Origin of the sequence: Phytobacter massiliensis JC163 (assembly GCF_000321045.1) — a bacterium.
In the GTDB taxonomy this organism is placed as follows: domain Bacteria; phylum Pseudomonadota; class Gammaproteobacteria; order Enterobacterales; family Enterobacteriaceae; genus Phytobacter_A; species Phytobacter_A massiliensis.
Genome location: NZ_HE578948.1, coordinates 41,829 through 56,973, shown reverse-complemented (window position 1 = coordinate 56,973; position 15,145 = coordinate 41,829). Strand labels below are relative to the sequence as shown.

Below are 15,145 nucleotides of genomic sequence, written 5' to 3'. Positions count from 1 at the left end.
TGTTGCCAGGGTTTCTATTTATTGATTCTGGTTAGATAAAGATAAGATGCTAAACGGAGAGTAGAAGATGCCCTGAGCCGGAACATCTGGCATATCAACGAATTAAATTGGGCTTTTACACAGGAGAGGCGTCAGAATGCAGCCTTTGCAGGCTGCACAGGATTGAGATTATTGCAGCTGCGCCGCCAGCAGGGGCCAGCGCGCTTCAAACTCTTCCGTTGGGCTGTACCTGAACTCGCTGCGTACAAACCGGGAGAGCATACCTTCGCAAAACGCCAGCAACTGGCTTGCCAGCAGCGTTTCGTCGGTAACGTAGCCTTCGCCTTCGCGCATCTTCTTTTCACGCAATACCTGGCGAAGCTGCGCTTCAATGCGTTCGAACAGCTGGTTGATACGCCCCTGCAGACGATCCTGCTCGAACATCAGCGCATGGCCGGTGAGGATGCGCGTCAGGCCGGGATTACGCTCGCCGAACCCCAGAATGAGCTGCACGATAAGACGCAGGCGTGTCGTGGTGTCCTTTTCATCTTTCAGAATCAGGTTAATTCGGGTAATCAGGCTATCTTCGATAAACTCAATAAGGCTATCGAACATGCGCGTTTTACTGGGAAAATGACGGTACAGAGCCGCTTCGGAAACGCCCACGGACGCCGCCAGCTTCGCCGTTGTAATGCGTTGACTGCCATCGCTGGATTCAAGCATCAGCGCCAGAGATTGAAGTATTTCTTCGCGACGATTCCTTTTCGCGGTTTGTTTTTCTGCCATGTTGCAAAATACCCCTGAAATAAGCTCTTATCAGGCGAACATCCACGCGGCGACCGCAAACCGGAGTTTGCGGAAATGTTATGACGTTATTTCGCCGCGAGATGCGTTAAGCGGGCTGCTTATTTACGCCCGGAATGGCCGAAGCCGCCTTCGCCGCGATCGGTGGCGTCGAAAGCTTCAACCAGGTTAAATTCTGCCTGCACAACCGGAACAAAAACCATCTGCGCGATGCGTTCGCCCGGCTCAATAGTAAAACTGTCCTGACCACGGTTCCAGACGGAGACCATCAGCTGCCCCTGGTAGTCGGAGTCAATAAGCCCCACCAGGTTGCCCAGCACAACACCATGCTTATGACCCAGCCCGGAGCGCGGCAGAATAACCGCGGCAAGGGAGGGATCGGCAATATGAATCGCCAGCCCGGTCGGCAGCAGCGTAGTGGCCCCCGGCGCCAGTTCTACGGCGTCATCCAGGCAAGCGCGCAGGTCAAGGCCGGCCGAACCGGCGGTAGCGTAAGTCGGCAACGGAAATTGCTGCCCGACGCGCGGGTCCAGAATCTTAACGTCGATTTTTTCATCATATCGGGTAACGATCTCGTCCAGTAATAAGTGGCCTAACTGTTCCTTGCTCTCCAGCGGTAAACGCTTATCGCCATCCTGCCAGAAGAGATGCAAAGCGTTATTATCGCTATTAAAGCCCTGATTGGCTTGCGAAACATCATTCGCGCAGATCAAATCAAGATTTTTGCGGGCGCGTTTTTGCCGGGCATATTCTTCCACATTATTTGTTTCGGCGGCAAACCCAACAACATAGGGGCGATGCTCAGCAAGCGCGGCAACCCCGGCGACAATATCGGGGTTTTTAACCATTTTTATCGTTAATTCATCGCCTTGCTTTTTAATTTTCTCATCGGCGATAGCGGCAGCGCGGTAATCCGCAACGGCGGCGCAGCCGATGAAAATATGCTGCTGCTGCGCGAGTCCCTGCACGGCGGCCTCCATCTCCAGCGCGGTGGTAACGTCAATCCGTTTTACCCGCGCGGGCGTTGCCAGCGAAACCGGCCCGGCCACCAGCGTGACGTTCGCGCCGCGGCGAGCGGCGGCGGCGGCGATAGCGAAGCCCATCTTGCCGGAGCTATGGTTCGTGATATAGCGCACGGGATCCAGCGGTTCGCGGGTCGGACCGGCAGTAATCATGATGTTCAGATGTTGCAGATCGTTGACAGGGGAAAAGTGCGCGGCGGCGAGATCCACTATCGCCAGCGGGTCGAGCATACGCCCCGGCCCCACATCGCCACAGGCCTGGCTGCCGCTGTCCGGTCCCCACAGTAACAGGCCGCGCGATGCCAGCACCTGTAAATTATGCTGGGTAGCGGCAGCGCGATACATCTGCTGGTTCATGGCGGGCACGACGGCGACAGGCGCTGGCGTGGCAAGACAGATGGTTGACACCAGATCGTTCGCCATACCGGCAGCGACGCGGGCAATCAGATCCGCCGTAGCAGGCGCGAGAATCACTAAATCCGCCCACTTACCCAGCTCGATATGCCCCATAGCGGCTTCGGCAGCCGGGTCCAGCAAACTGTCGGAAACAGGATAGCCTGACACGGCCTGCAGACTCATCGGCGTAATAAAGGCTTTTGCCGCTTCGGTCATCGCTACCCGGACATCGGCGCCCCGGTCGCGCAGACGACGCACCAGCTCAGGCGTTTTATACGCAGCGATACCGCCGCTCACGCCAAGAACGATTTTTTACCCGCCAGACTGATCATGATTCTTTCCTGTTGGATGTCGCCAGAAGGCGGGCATTTTATCACAAACCTGGCGTTGGCGTGTTTTTGCCCCCGTGCTGTTTGCGAGCGGCTACGCAAGAGTGATTCGCCAGCGTCGCGGATACAGGAAGCCTGTGGCAGCATGCTAAAACGAAGGAGGGCTGGACATGGAAACGGATTTTACCCCGCAGATGCCGCGGGAAAAAATGCTGCAATTCGGCATTGAGTCGCTAACAGATGTAGAACTGCTGGCGCTTTTTTTACGCACCGGCACCCAGGGGAAATCCGTTCTGACGCTTTCCCGCGACCTGCTGCAGCATTTTGGTTCACTTTACGGGCTGCTATCGGCAAATTACAACGAATTCAATCAATTAAACGGTATTGGCGTTGCCAAATACGCGCAGCTAAAGGAAATAGCCGAGCTGGCCAGGCGCTACTACAGCGCTCGTCTGATGGAGGATACATCACTCTTAAGCCCTTCGTTAACGCGAGAGTTCCTGCAAAGTCAGCTCACCGGCGAGGAGCGGGAGATCTTTATGGCGATCTTTTTGGATAATCAAAACCGGGTGCTAAAACACTGTCGGCTTTTTTCCGGCACCATTAACCAGGTGGAGGTGCACCCGCGGGAAATTGTTCGGGAGGCGATAAAAGTTAACGCCGCCGCCGTGATCCTTGCACATAATCACCCTTCGGGTAGCGCAGAACCCAGTAAAGCGGATAGAATTATCACCGAAAGGGTGGTGAAGAGCTGTCAGTTCATGGACATTCGTGTGCTGGACCACCTGGTGATTGGTCGTGGAGAGTACGTTTCGTTTGCGGAACGGGGCTGGATTTAGCCCTCTTTACGCGATCCACCGGGATCTTTGTCTGTTCGGGACTTGAGCACATCGCCGACTCAGCGTATACTACGCCACCTTTGAGAATCTCGGGTTTGGCAATTGGGCCTGGCTACACGAGTTCGCTTAGAACCGTCAGACCAGGCTGAGAAAGCCTGACGAGGCGCCAATACCCCATACGAAGCTCGAGCTAATTTGATTTTTGGAGAATAGACATGTCCCGAGTCTGCCAAGTTACTGGCAAGCGTCCGGTGACCGGTAACAACCGTTCCCACGCACTGAACGCGACTAAACGCCGTTTCCTGCCGAACCTGCACTCTCACCGTTTCTGGGTTGAGAGCGAGAAGCGTTTTGTCACCCTGCGCGTATCTGCTAAAGGTATGCGTGTAATCGATAAAAAAGGCATCGATACAGTTCTGTCTGAACTGCGTGCCCGTGGCGAAAAGTACTAAGTACTTAGAGGAAATAAATCATGGCTAAAGGTATTCGTGAGAAAATCAAGCTGGTTTCTTCTGCTGGTACTGGTCACTTCTATACCACCACGAAGAACAAACGTACTAAGCCGGAAAAACTGGAACTGAAAAAATTCGATCCAGTTGTCCGTCAGCACGTTGTTTACAAAGAAGCAAAAATTAAATAATTTTCGCTCTCTTGTACGAAAACCTCGCTCCGGCGGGGTTTTTGCGTTTTCAGGCCGGGAGAATGCAACATGCCAGAATTACCTGAGGTAGAAACCAGCCGCCGCGGTATTGAACCGCATCTGGTGGGCGCGACAATTCTTCATGCGATTGTCCGTAACGGCCGCCTGCGCTGGCCGGTTTCAGAAGAAATCCATAGTCTGAGCGATAAGCCGGTACTGAGCGTACAGCGTCGCGCCAAATATCTGCTGCTGGAGCTGCCGGACGGCTGGATTATCATCCACCTGGGGATGTCCGGCAGCCTGCGTATTCTTCCCGAAGAGCTCCCGGCGCAAAAACATGACCATGTCGACCTGGTGTTAAGCAACGGCAAAGTGCTTCGCTATACCGACCCACGCCGTTTTGGCGCCTGGCTCTGGACCAAAGAGCTGGAGGGGCATAACGTGCTGGCGCACCTGGGGCCGGAGCCGTTAAGCGATGCGTTCAGCGCTGATTACCTGCTGCAACGCTGCGCGAAGAAGAAAACCGCCATTAAACCGTGGCTGATGGATAACAAGCTTGTGGTCGGCGTTGGTAATATCTACGCCAGCGAGTCGCTATTTGCCGCCGGTATTCATCCTGACAGGCTGGCCTCTTCGCTTTCACATGACGAATGCGAACTGCTGGTCCGCGCCATCAAAACGGTGCTCCAGCGTTCAATAGAGCAGGGCGGAACCACCCTGAAAGATTTTCTGCAAAGCGACGGCAAGCCTGGCTATTTTGCCCAGCAGCTGCAGGTCTATGGCCGCAAAGGCGAACCGTGCCGGGTTTGCGGTACGCCCATTATGGCGGCGAAGCATGCCCAGCGTGCGACGTTTTACTGCCGCCAGTGCCAGAAGTAGTGAAGGGACGTAAAAAAGGGGATTAAATAATCCCCTTTTTACTATGCCGGATGGCGGCGATTAAATATCGATATTCGCCGCTTTCAGGGCGTTCTCTTCGATAAAGGCGCGACGTGGTTCAACGGCGTCGCCCATCAGCGTGGTGAACAGCTGGTCGGCGGCAATCGCGTCCTTCACGGTAACGCGCAGCATACGACGGCTTTCCGGGTCCATAGTGGTTTCCCACAGCTGATCCGGGTTCATCTCGCCAAGGCCTTTATAACGCTGGATAGCCAGACCGCGACGGGACTCTCTCACCAGCCACTCCAGCGCCTGTTCGAAGCTGGCGATCGGCTGACGACGTTCGCCGCGTTCGATGAAGGCGTCGTCTTCAATCAGGCCGCGCAGTTTCTCGCCCAGCGTGCAGATGCGACGATATTCAGGCCCGGCGATAAACTCGTTATCCAGAGGATAATCGGTATCCACGCCGTGAGTACGAACCCGAATGACCGGTTCGAAATGGTTCAGCTCCGCATTAACGCGAATATCGTATTTCCACACGCTGCCGTGCGTCTCTTTCTCATTCAGCTCAGTAACCAGCGCATTGACCCAGCGCGTTACGGTCTGTTCATCAGAAAGGTTGGCTTCGGTCAGCGTTGGCTGATAAACCAGCTCTTTCAGCAGCGCGCGCGGGAAGCGGCGCTCCATGCGGCCAATCATCTTCTGGGTCGCATTGTACTCAGAGACCATTTTTTCCAGCACTTCGCCAGACAGCGCCGGCGCGCCTTCTGTGGTGTGCAGCGTCGCGCCGTCCAGAGCGATAGCGATTTGGTACTGATCCATCGCTTCATCGTCTTTAATATACTGTTCCTGCTTGCCTTTCTTCACCTTGTACAGCGGCGGCTGAGCGATATAAACATGGCCGCGCTCGATGATTTCCGGCATCTGACGATAGAAGAAGGTCAACAGCAGGGTACGGATGTGCGAGCCGTCGACGTCCGCATCGGTCATGATGATGATGCTGTGATAGCGCAGCTTGTCCGGGTTGTACTCGTCGCGGCCGATGCCGCAGCCCAGCGCGGTAATCAGCGTCGCCACTTCCTGGGAAGAGAGCATCTTGTCGAAGCGCGCTTTCTCTACGTTAAGGATTTTACCTTTGAGCGGCAGAATCGCCTGGTTCTTGCGGTTACGTCCCTGCTTGGCAGAGCCGCCCGCGGAGTCCCCTTCCACTAAGTACAGTTCAGAGTGGGCGGGGTCGCGTTCCTGGCAGTCCGCCAGCTTGCCCGGCAGACCGGCTAAGTCCAGCGCGCCTTTACGGCGGGTCATTTCACGGGCGCGGCGGGCGGCTTCACGGGCACGGGCCGCGTCGATGATTTTACCGACCACGATTTTGGCATCGGACGGGTTTTCCTGCAGATAGTCGCTCAGCAGTTCGTTCATCTGCTGCTCAACTGCCGATTTCACCTCAGAGGAGACCAGCTTGTCTTTGGTCTGGGAGGAGAATTTCGGGTCCGGCACTTTTACAGAGACAACGGCAATCAGGCCTTCACGGGCGTCGTCGCCGGTAGCGCTGACTTTCGCTTTTTTGCTGTAGCCTTCTTTATCCATGTAGGCGTTCAGGGTACGGGTCATCGCCGCACGGAAGCCAGCCAGGTGCGTACCGCCGTCACGCTGCGGAATGTTGTTGGTAAAGCAGTAGATGTTTTCCTGGAAACCGTCGTTCCACTGTAGCGCCACTTCCACGCCGATACCGTCTTTTTCGGTCGAGAAATAGAAAATGTTCGGGTGGATCGGCGTTTTGTTCTTATTGAGGTACTCAACAAACGCCTTGATGCCGCCTTCGTAGTGGAAATGGTCTTCTTTACCGTCGCGCTTGTCGCGCAGGCGAATGGAGACGCCGGAGTTCAGGAATGACAGCTCACGCAGGCGTTTCGCCAGGATCTCATATTCGAATTCGGTCACGTTGGTGAAGGTTTCGAGGCTCGGCCAGAAACGCACCATGGTGCCGGTTTTCTCGGTATCGCCAGTTACCGCCAGCGGTGCTTCCGGTACGCCATGCTGGTAAATCTGGCGGTGAGTTTTACCCTCACGGTTAATCACCAGTTCCAGTTTTTGCGACAGGGCGTTAACCACGGAGACGCCTACGCCGTGCAGGCCGCCGGAAACTTTATAGGAGTTATCGTCGAACTTACCGCCCGCGTGCAGGACGGTCATGATCACTTCCGCCGCCGACACCCCTTCCTCAGGGTGAATACCGGTCGGAATACCGCGCCCGTCATCCTGTACGGAAACGGAGTTGTCGGCATGGATGGTAACGATAATATCTTTACAGTGACCCGCGAGCGCTTCGTCGATAGCGTTATCTACCACCTCGAATACCATGTGGTGCAGACCGGTGCCGTCATCCGTGTCGCCGATATACATACCCGGGCGCTTACGCACCGCATCCAGCCCTTTCAGGACTTTGATACTGGAGGAGTCATAAGAATTCGACATCAACGTTTCTCGCTCATTTAATCTTGGGTTAATCCGTTATTTTACCCTTTTCCACGGTGAACATCTTCGAATTTTTGTCCGACATGTCCAGAACGTGTTCAGCGCTGATTGCGCTGACGAAGACCTGGGATTGCGTCGCTTTTAAGCGGCTGGCTAACAGCCCGCGTCGCGCATCATCCAGTTCAGAGGCAAAATCATCAATCAGGTAGAGACACCGCCGCCCGCTTTCACGGGTGAGGAACTCCCCTTGCGCCAGTCTCAGGGCGCACATCAGCAGCTTAAGCTGCCCGCGAGACAGGGTATCTTCTACCGGCGCGCCGTCAGCACGAATGCGGAAATCCGCCTTGTGCGGGCCGTGCGCGGTGTAGGTCAACATCCGGTCGCGCTCGAAGCTTCTCTCCAGCACCTCGGCATAGTCAGTCTCTTTCTCCCAGCCGCGCTGGAAAGAGAAGGTGAGGGAGAACTCCGGTAAAAACTGTTTGCAGGTGTCCGCCATGTCTTCCGCAATGGCCGCGCTGTATTCGGCGCGCCAGCGGCTGATCTGCTCCGTCAGGGGCACCAGCTCTTTGTCCCACGGGCGCAGTTGCCCGTAATGGCTGACCTGGCGAAGCGCGGCATTACGCTGCTTAAGCAGCCGCTTGAGGTTACTCCAGGCGGTAAAGAACCCGGCTTCGTTATGAAAGCATCCCCAGTCGAGGAACGCTCTTCTGTATTTGGGGCCGCCGTTGAGCAAAGTAAACCCTTCCGGCGTAATAAGCTGCATGGGCATCAGCAGCGCCAGCTCCGCCACTTTGTGGCCATCGGTGCCGTCGATGCGCACCGTACTGTCGCCCTGTTTGTCTTTGGTCAGGCCGATAGAGATTTCACGCTCGTCGCCCTGGAGCCGCCCGTGCAGAATGAACGACTCCTGCTCATGGCGAATAACGCGGCCAATCTGCAAACTGCGAAACGCCCGGCCGTGGCCAAGCGTGTAGATGGCTTCCAGCACGCTGGTTTTGCCGCTGCCGTTGGCGCCAACCAGGAAGTTAAAGCCGGGGGATAAAGCGAGATCCGCGTTTTCAATATTGCGGAAATCTTTGATAAGAAGGCGCGTCAGTGACATATCAGAGATTCTTCAGGCCAGGGCGTAATCGGCGCAGCCAGTTTCAACGCGGACTGCGCGCAGACCCTGGAGCGTACACGAAGTACGTGACAGGGGCGAGCACAGCCCAGGTTGAAAATGGCAAGTAAGATAGCCCGATATTTTCCACTACAAACGCATGGGCATGACAACGTAGGCTGCGGATTGGGATGCCGCATCTTCAATCTGTACGCTCGACACCGAATCGGTCAGCATAATGCGCACGTTTTCGCATTTCAGCGCATTCAGCACATCCAGCACATAGCTGACGTTAAAACCAATTTCCATCTCCGTGCCGGCGTAGGTGACGTCCAGAATCTCTTCTGCCTCTTCCTGCTCCGGGTTATTAGCGGTGATTTTGAGCTGGTTTTCGCTGACATACAGACGCACGCCGCGAAACTTCTCGTTCGAGAGGATCGCCGCGCGGGCAAAGGCCTGCTTAAGAATATCGCAGCCCGCTTCCAGATGTTTGTCCGGGTTCTTCGGCAATACGCGACGATAATCCGGGAAACGGCCATCAACCAGCTTCGAGGTGAAGATAAAGTCGCCGACGTGCGCGCGGATATTATTGCTGCCGATCTGTACGCGCAGCGGGTTTTCACCGCCGTCGAGCATACGCATCAGCTCGATTACCCCTTTACGCGGCACGATCACCGAATGGTTAGGCAGCGAGGTGCCAATTGGCATCGAGCAGACCGCCAGCCGGTGGCCGTCGGTCGCTACGGTACGCAGCTCTTCGCCTTCGGTTTCGAACAGCATGCCGTTTAAGTAGTAGCGAACGTCCTGATGCGCCATGGAAAACTGCGTCGCTTCAATCAGGCGTTTCATCGTAGCCTGCGCCACGGTGAACTCTACCTCGCTCTGCCAGTCGTCCAGATTGGGGAAATCGGCGGCAGGCAGGGTGGAAAGCGAGAAGCGGCTGCGCCCGGAGCGCACCAGCATCCGTTCGCCTTCCAGCTGAACGGCGATTTCGGCCCCTTCCGGCAGACCACGGCAGATATCGAAAAATTTACGCGCCGGGACGGTCGTCGCCCCCGGCTCGTGCGGCTGAACCAGCGCGACGCGGGCAACCATTTCCATTTCCAGATCGGTACCGGTCAGCGAAAGCGTTCCGTCTGCCACCTGCAGCAGCAGATTACCGAGAATGGGTAACGTCGGGCGACCGCCCAGCGGGCCGCTTACCTGTTGCAGCGGCTTTAAAAGATGTTCACGTTCAACGGTAAATTTCATAGCGTCACGAAGATAATGTTCTGATTAAATTGGAGAAATCTTCTTTAATATCGTGGCTTTCTTCACGCAGCTGCTCAATCTTGCGGCAGGCGTGCAGCACGGTAGTATGGTCACGGCCGCCAAACGCGTCGCCAATTTCCGGCAGACTGTGGTTGGTCAGCTCTTTCGCCAGCGCCATCGCCATCTGGCGCGGACGCGCCACAGAACGCGAGCGGCGCTTGGAGAGCAGGTCGGCTACTTTTATCTTGTAGTACTCCGCCACCGTCTTTTGAATATTGTCGATGGTGACCAGTTTTTCCTGCAGCGCCAACAGATCCCTGAGCGCCTCGCGCACAAAATCAATGGTGATGGCACGGCCGGTAAAGTTGGCGTTAGCGATAACGCGGTTCAGCGCCCCTTCCAGCTCGCGCACGTTTGAGCGCAGACGCTTGGCAATAAAGAACGCCACCTCGCCCGGCAGACGAATGTCGTTCTCGTCCGCTTTTTTCATCAGGATCGCCACGCGGGTCTCCAGCTCAGGCGGCTCAATAGCCACCGTCAGCCCCCAGCCGAAGCGGGATTTCAGACGATCTTCAACGCCGTTGATCTCTTTTGGATAACGATCCGAGGTCAGGATGATCTGCTGATTGCCTTCCAGCAAGGCGTTAAAGGTGTGGAAAAACTCTTCCTGAGAGCGTTCTTTATTGGCAAAGAATTGAATGTCATCGATGAGCAGGGCGTCAACGGAGCGGTAGTAGCGTTTAAACTCTTCAATCGCGTTGTTTTGCAGGGCTTTTACCATGTCCTGAACAAAGCGCTCAGAGTGCATATAGACCACTTTCGCGTTGGGCTTGCGGGCCATGATGCCATTACCCACCGCATGTAAAAGGTGAGTTTTACCCAAGCCAGTGCCGCCGTACAGGAACAGCGGGTTATACGCGCCGCCGGGGTTGTCAGCCACCTGACGCGCCGCCGCGCGGGCCAGCTGGTTGGATTTACCTTCGACGAAGTTGTCAAAAGTGTGCTTGAGATTGACGTTAGAGCGGTAGGTCGGTTCCGCCGGGGCCGGTACGTTATCCCAGCCAGGACGGGCCGCAGGGGCAACGCGTTGCGGCGGAACCTGCGCCGCCTGTACCGGAGCGGCCACGTGAGCAGGCTCCCGGTGCAGCTGCGCAACAGGCTTTGTCCCAACCTCGAAACGCAGCTGTGGGGCGTCCGCACCACAGAAATCGTTCAGCAGCCCATTGATGTTATTGAGGTATTTGTCTCTTACCCAATCGAGCACGAAACGGTTTGGCGCATACAAAGCCAGCGTGTTATCGCTCAGTTCCGCCTGCAATGGGCGGATCCACATGCTGAATTCTGTGGCTGGTAACTCATCCTGCAATCGGGCAAGACACTGCTGCCAAAGCGAAAGTGACACGGCGGACTCCACTCGAACAAAAATCGATAAATAAAAGACAGAAACATTAATGATTGTTGACACACGTCGATAAGACCCAACAAGGGTGACGTGCGAACCGCTATTTGCGGTTATTGCCCGGCGCATGATCCTGGATCGCGATCGGGACCGCGGATCATAGCGTAAACTGCGCCAGAGATCTTCTGTTTATCACAGATTCTTCACGATTTATCCACAGGGAGAGTCGGAATCGGGTAAGTGTAATCGATCCCAGGGGGAGTGCGGCACGATTTAGGCCGCATATTGGAAAATTTAATGAGTAACCCTGAAATTCTGCCTAAACGATCTAACGAAGATCCCGCCCGATCCTTGCGCTTTCCCATTCGCCCCGTATAATCCTCCCCCCGGCGCGCTATGCTCGTTTTCAGTCGTCGAAGGTTGCCTGTTTTTCCAGCAAAACCGTGTAAAAATAGGCTGCTTATAAGGAAAGAGAATTGACTCCGGAGTGTACAATTATTACAATCCGGCCTCTTTAATCACCCACGGCTCTGGCGTCCGTCGTTCGATGTTTGTTCGGATATCCATTAAAGCCGTTGAATTTATCCAAGTTTAGGTAGAAATCGCCATGAAACGCACTTTTCAACCGTCTGTACTGAAGCGCAACCGTTCTCACGGCTTCCGTGCTCGTATGGCTACTAAAAATGGTCGCCAGGTTCTGGCTCGTCGTCGCGCTAAAGGCCGCGCACGTCTGACCGTTTCCAAGTAATAAAGCTAACCCCTGAGTGGTTAAGCTCGCATTTCCCAGGGAGTTACGTTTGTTAACTCCCACTCATTTCACATTCGTCTTCCAGCAGCCACAACGGGCTGGCACGCCGCAAATCACTATCCTCGGCCGCCTGAATTCGCTGGGGCATCCCCGTATCGGTCTTACCGTCGCTAAAAAAACGTAAAACGCGCCCATGAACGCAATCGGATTAAACGTCTGACGCGTGAAAGCTTTCGTTTACGTCAGCACGAACTCCCCGCAATGGACTTCGTGGTAGTGGCGAAAAAAGGGGTTGCTGACCTCGATAACCGTGCTCTTACGGAAGCGTTGGAAAAGTTATGGCGCCGCCATTGTCGCCTGGCTCACGGCTCCTGATAGCCCTGATTCGGGTCTATCAAATCCTGATTAGTCCGCTACTCGGGCCGCGTTGCCGTTTCACCCCGACCTGTTCGCACTATGGAATTGAGGCCTTACGCAGGTTTGGAGTGATAAAAGGCAGTTGGTTGACAGTGAAACGCGTATTAAAATGCCACCCTTTACACCCGGGTGGAGACGACCCCGTCCCGCCAGGACCCTTTAATACCAGAGAACACTAACGATGGATTCGCAACGCAATCTTTTTATCATCGCTTTGTTGTTCGTGTCTTTCATGATCTGGCAAGCCTGGGAGCAGGATAAAAATCCTCAGCCTCAGCAGCAGACCACGCAGACTACGACCACCGCAGCGGGTAGCGCAGCCGAGCAGGGCGTACCGGCCAGTGGCCAGGGGAAACTGATTACGGTTAAGACCGATGTGCTTGAGCTGACCATCAACACCCGTGGTGGTGATGTTGAGCAGGCACTGCTGTTAACCTACCCGAAAGAGCTTAAGTCCAACGAGCCGTTCCAACTGCTGGAAACGACGCCTGAGTTTGTTTACCAGGCGCAGAGCGGCCTGACCGGTCGCGATGGCCCGGATAACCCGGCTAACGGCCCGCGTCCGCTGTACAACAGCGAAAAAGATGCGTTTGTGATGGCCGATGGCCAGAACGAACTGGCGATCCCGCTGACCTATACCGATGCCGCTGGCAACACCTTTACCAAAACCTTCACGCTGAAACGCGGTGAATATGCGGTAAACGTGGGCTACAGCGTGCAGAACGCCGGTCAGAAACCGCTGGAAGTCTCTTCCTTTGGTCAGCTGAAACAGTCCATCAATCTGCCGTCGCATCGCGACACTGGCAGCAGCAACTTTGCACTGCATACTTTCCGCGGCGCGGCCTACTCCACGCCGGACGAGAAGTATGAGAAGTACAAGTTCGACACCATTGCAGATAATGAAAACCTGAACGTCTCCGCTACCAGCGGGTGGGTGGCCATGCTGCAGCAGTACTTTGCGACCGCATGGATCCCGCATACCGCCGGTACGAATAACTTCTATACCGCTAACCTGGGTAACGGCATCGCCGCTATCGGTTACAAATCCCAGCCGGTTATCGTTCAGCCGGGCCAGGCTGCTTCTCTGAACAGCACCCTGTGGGTGGGTCCGGAAGTGCAGGATAAAATGGCCGCCGTGGCGGATCACCTTGACCTGACCGTGGATTACGGCTGGCTGTGGTTTATTTCTCAGCCGCTGTTCAAACTGCTGAAATGGATCCATAGCTTCCTGGGCAACTGGGGCTTCTCCATTATCGTTATCACCTTTATCGTTCGTGGCATCATGTACCCGCTGACCAAAGCGCAGTACACCTCCATGGCGAAGATGCGCATGCTGCAGCCGAAGATTCAGGCGATGCGTGAGCGTCTGGGCGATGACAAACAGCGTCAGAGCCAGGAGATGATGGCCCTGTACAAAGCTGAGAAGGTTAACCCGCTGGGCGGCTGCTTCCCGCTGGTCATCCAGATGCCAATCTTCCTGGCGCTGTACTATATGCTGATGGGCTCCGTTGAGCTGCGCCACGCGCCGTTCGCTCTGTGGATTCATGACTTGTCCGCACAGGACCCGTACTACATCCTGCCGATCCTGATGGGCGTGACGATGTTCTTCATCCAGAAGATGTCGCCGACCACCGTGACCGACCCGATGCAGCAGAAGATCATGACCTTTATGCCGGTCATCTTCACCGTGTTCTTCCTGTGGTTCCCGTCAGGTCTGGTGCTGTACTATATCGTCAGCAACCTGGTGACCATCATCCAGCAGCAGCTGATCTACCGTGGTCTGGAGAAACGTGGACTGCACAGCCGCGAGAAGAAGAAGTCTTAATTCGGCGGTAAGCCGGATAAGGCGAAACCGCCATCCGGCAAACGGAACATAACCTGAAGGGCGGTCTGATGACCGCCTTTTTTATTGCGATGAAAGAGATAAACCATGAGCCATAACGACACGATCGTCGCCCAGGCAACCCCACCGGGACGCGGCGGCGTCGGTATTCTGCGCATCTCCGGCCTGAAGGCGCGCGAGGTAGCCCAAGCCGTACTGGGCAAACTGCCCAAACCCCGCTACGCCGACTATCTGCCGTTTAAGGACGCCGATGGTACCGCGCTGGACCAGGGGATCGCCCTGTGGTTTCCCGGCCCAAACTCTTTTACCGGCGAAGATGTGCTGGAGTTACAGGGGCACGGTGGCCCGGTTATTCTCGACCTGCTGCTAAAGCGTATCCTGACTCTTCCTGGCCTGCGCATCGCCCGTCCCGGCGAATTCTCTGAGCGGGCGTTTCTTAACGATAAGCTCGATCTGGCCCAGGCCGAAGCCATTGCCGACCTGATCGACGCCAGCTCTGAGCAGGCGGCGCGTTCAGCGCTGAACTCGTTGCAGGGGGCGTTTTCCGCCCGCGTTAACCATCTGGTGGAAGCGCTCACTCACCTGCGCATCTATGTGGAAGCGGCCATTGATTTCCCGGATGAAGAGATAGATTTCCTCTCTGACGGCAAAATTGAAGCGCAGCTCAATGGCGTCATGGCCGATCTCGACGCCGTACGCGCCGAAGCGCGTCAGGGCAGCCTGCTGCGCGAAGGAATGAAAGTGGTGATTGCCGGGCGTCCCAATGCGGGCAAATCAAGCCTGCTGAACGCGCTGGCAGGCCGTGAGGCGGCGATCGTGACCGATATCGCCGGCACCACCCGCGACGTGCTGCGCGAGCATATCCACATCGACGGAATGCCGCTGCACATTATCGACACCGCCGGGCTGCGCGATGCCAGCGACGAAGTGGAGCGCATCGGCATCGAGCGCGCCTGGCAGGAGATTGAGCAGGCGGACCGCGTGCTGTTTATGGTGGATGGCACCACCACGGATGCCGTTGACCC

Annotated in this window: 14 protein-coding genes and 2 pseudogenes; 9 read left to right on the top strand and 7 right to left on the bottom strand. The window is 55.8% G+C overall.

Annotation, left to right across the window (positions count from 1 at the left end; all coding sequences use genetic code 11):
- Positions 1-168: 168 nt before the first annotated feature.
- The 3 genes and pseudogenes from slmA to coaBC form a co-directional block, all read right to left on the bottom strand.
- The gene (gene slmA, locus ENTHG_RS17675; protein WP_044182758.1) at positions 169-765 is read right to left on the bottom strand and encodes a nucleoid occlusion factor SlmA; all 597 of its coding nucleotides are present in this window, start codon (positions 763-765) and stop codon (positions 169-171) included.
- Positions 766-884: 119 nt separating this feature from the next.
- Positions 885-1,316: a dUTP diphosphatase gene (dut, locus tag ENTHG_RS26110; protein WP_275404632.1), complete on the bottom strand. Its 432-nt coding sequence runs from the start codon at positions 1,314-1,316 to the stop codon at positions 885-887.
- Positions 1,317-1,331: 15 nt separating this feature from the next.
- Positions 1,332-2,533, bottom strand: a pseudogene (gene coaBC / locus ENTHG_RS17665) (bifunctional phosphopantothenoylcysteine decarboxylase/phosphopantothenate--cysteine ligase CoaBC); the annotation flags it as partial.
- A gap of 167 nt (positions 2,534-2,700) precedes the next feature.
- Here coaBC and radC point away from each other — a divergent pair.
- From radC to mutM, 4 genes are all read left to right on the top strand, one after another.
- Positions 2,701-3,369, top strand: a complete 669-nt coding sequence (radC, locus tag ENTHG_RS17660) for a RadC family protein (RefSeq protein ID WP_044182755.1) — start codon at positions 2,701-2,703, stop codon at positions 3,367-3,369.
- Between the two features lie 215 nt (positions 3,370-3,584).
- A complete protein-coding gene (gene rpmB, locus ENTHG_RS17655) occupies positions 3,585-3,821 on the top strand; it encodes a 50S ribosomal protein L28 (RefSeq protein WP_002436699.1) in 237 nt (78 codons plus the stop codon).
- 20 nt (positions 3,822-3,841) lie between these two features.
- The gene (rpmG, locus tag ENTHG_RS17650) at positions 3,842-4,009 is read left to right on the top strand and encodes a 50S ribosomal protein L33 (protein ID WP_002436700.1); all 168 of its coding nucleotides are present in this window, start codon (positions 3,842-3,844) and stop codon (positions 4,007-4,009) included.
- A gap of 69 nt (positions 4,010-4,078) precedes the next feature.
- The gene (gene mutM, locus ENTHG_RS17645) at positions 4,079-4,888 is read left to right on the top strand and encodes a bifunctional DNA-formamidopyrimidine glycosylase/DNA-(apurinic or apyrimidinic site) lyase (protein WP_044182752.1); all 810 of its coding nucleotides are present in this window, start codon (positions 4,079-4,081) and stop codon (positions 4,886-4,888) included.
- A 60-nt stretch (positions 4,889-4,948) separates the two neighbouring features.
- On the opposite strand, the gene gyrB is transcribed toward mutM, so the two are convergent.
- The 4 genes from gyrB to dnaA all read right to left on the bottom strand — a co-directional run bounded on the left by gyrB (position 4,949) and on the right by dnaA (position 11,115).
- Positions 4,949-7,363: a DNA topoisomerase (ATP-hydrolyzing) subunit B gene (gyrB, locus tag ENTHG_RS17640; RefSeq protein ID WP_044182749.1), complete on the bottom strand. Its 2,415-nt coding sequence runs from the start codon at positions 7,361-7,363 to the stop codon at positions 4,949-4,951.
- A gap of 28 nt (positions 7,364-7,391) precedes the next feature.
- Positions 7,392-8,465: a DNA replication/repair protein RecF gene (gene recF, locus ENTHG_RS17635; RefSeq protein WP_044182746.1), complete on the bottom strand. Its 1,074-nt coding sequence runs from the start codon at positions 8,463-8,465 to the stop codon at positions 7,392-7,394.
- Positions 8,466-8,612: 147 nt separating this feature from the next.
- The gene (dnaN, locus tag ENTHG_RS17630) at positions 8,613-9,713 is read right to left on the bottom strand and encodes a DNA polymerase III subunit beta (protein WP_044182743.1); all 1,101 of its coding nucleotides are present in this window, start codon (positions 9,711-9,713) and stop codon (positions 8,613-8,615) included.
- Positions 9,714-9,717: 4 nt separating this feature from the next.
- Positions 9,718-11,115 carry a chromosomal replication initiator protein DnaA gene (gene dnaA, locus ENTHG_RS17625; RefSeq protein ID WP_044182741.1) on the bottom strand — a complete coding sequence of 466 codons (1,398 nt, stop codon included), beginning with the start codon at positions 11,113-11,115 and terminating at the stop codon, positions 9,718-9,720.
- Between the two features lie 604 nt (positions 11,116-11,719).
- Between dnaA and rpmH the strand changes: the two genes are divergently transcribed.
- From rpmH to mnmE, 5 genes and pseudogenes are all read left to right on the top strand, one after another.
- The gene (gene rpmH / locus ENTHG_RS17620; protein ID WP_000831330.1) at positions 11,720-11,860 is read left to right on the top strand and encodes a 50S ribosomal protein L34; all 141 of its coding nucleotides are present in this window, start codon (positions 11,720-11,722) and stop codon (positions 11,858-11,860) included.
- 16 nt (positions 11,861-11,876) lie between these two features.
- A pseudogene (gene rnpA, locus ENTHG_RS24415) lies at positions 11,877-12,235 on the top strand (ribonuclease P protein component).
- On the top strand, positions 12,199-12,456 hold the full coding sequence (gene yidD, locus ENTHG_RS17615; protein WP_044182738.1) for a membrane protein insertion efficiency factor YidD: 258 nt from the start codon (positions 12,199-12,201) through the stop codon (positions 12,454-12,456). The pseudogene rnpA and the gene yidD overlap by 37 nt, the downstream one beginning before the upstream one ends.
- 2 nt (positions 12,457-12,458) lie before the next feature.
- Positions 12,459-14,102, top strand: a complete 1,644-nt coding sequence (gene yidC / locus ENTHG_RS17610; RefSeq protein ID WP_044182735.1) for a membrane protein insertase YidC — start codon at positions 12,459-12,461, stop codon at positions 14,100-14,102.
- A gap of 105 nt (positions 14,103-14,207) precedes the next feature.
- Positions 14,208-15,145 (top strand): tRNA uridine-5-carboxymethylaminomethyl(34) synthesis GTPase MnmE (gene mnmE, locus ENTHG_RS17605; RefSeq protein WP_044183948.1); only part of this gene is annotated, 938 nt, incomplete at its 3' end.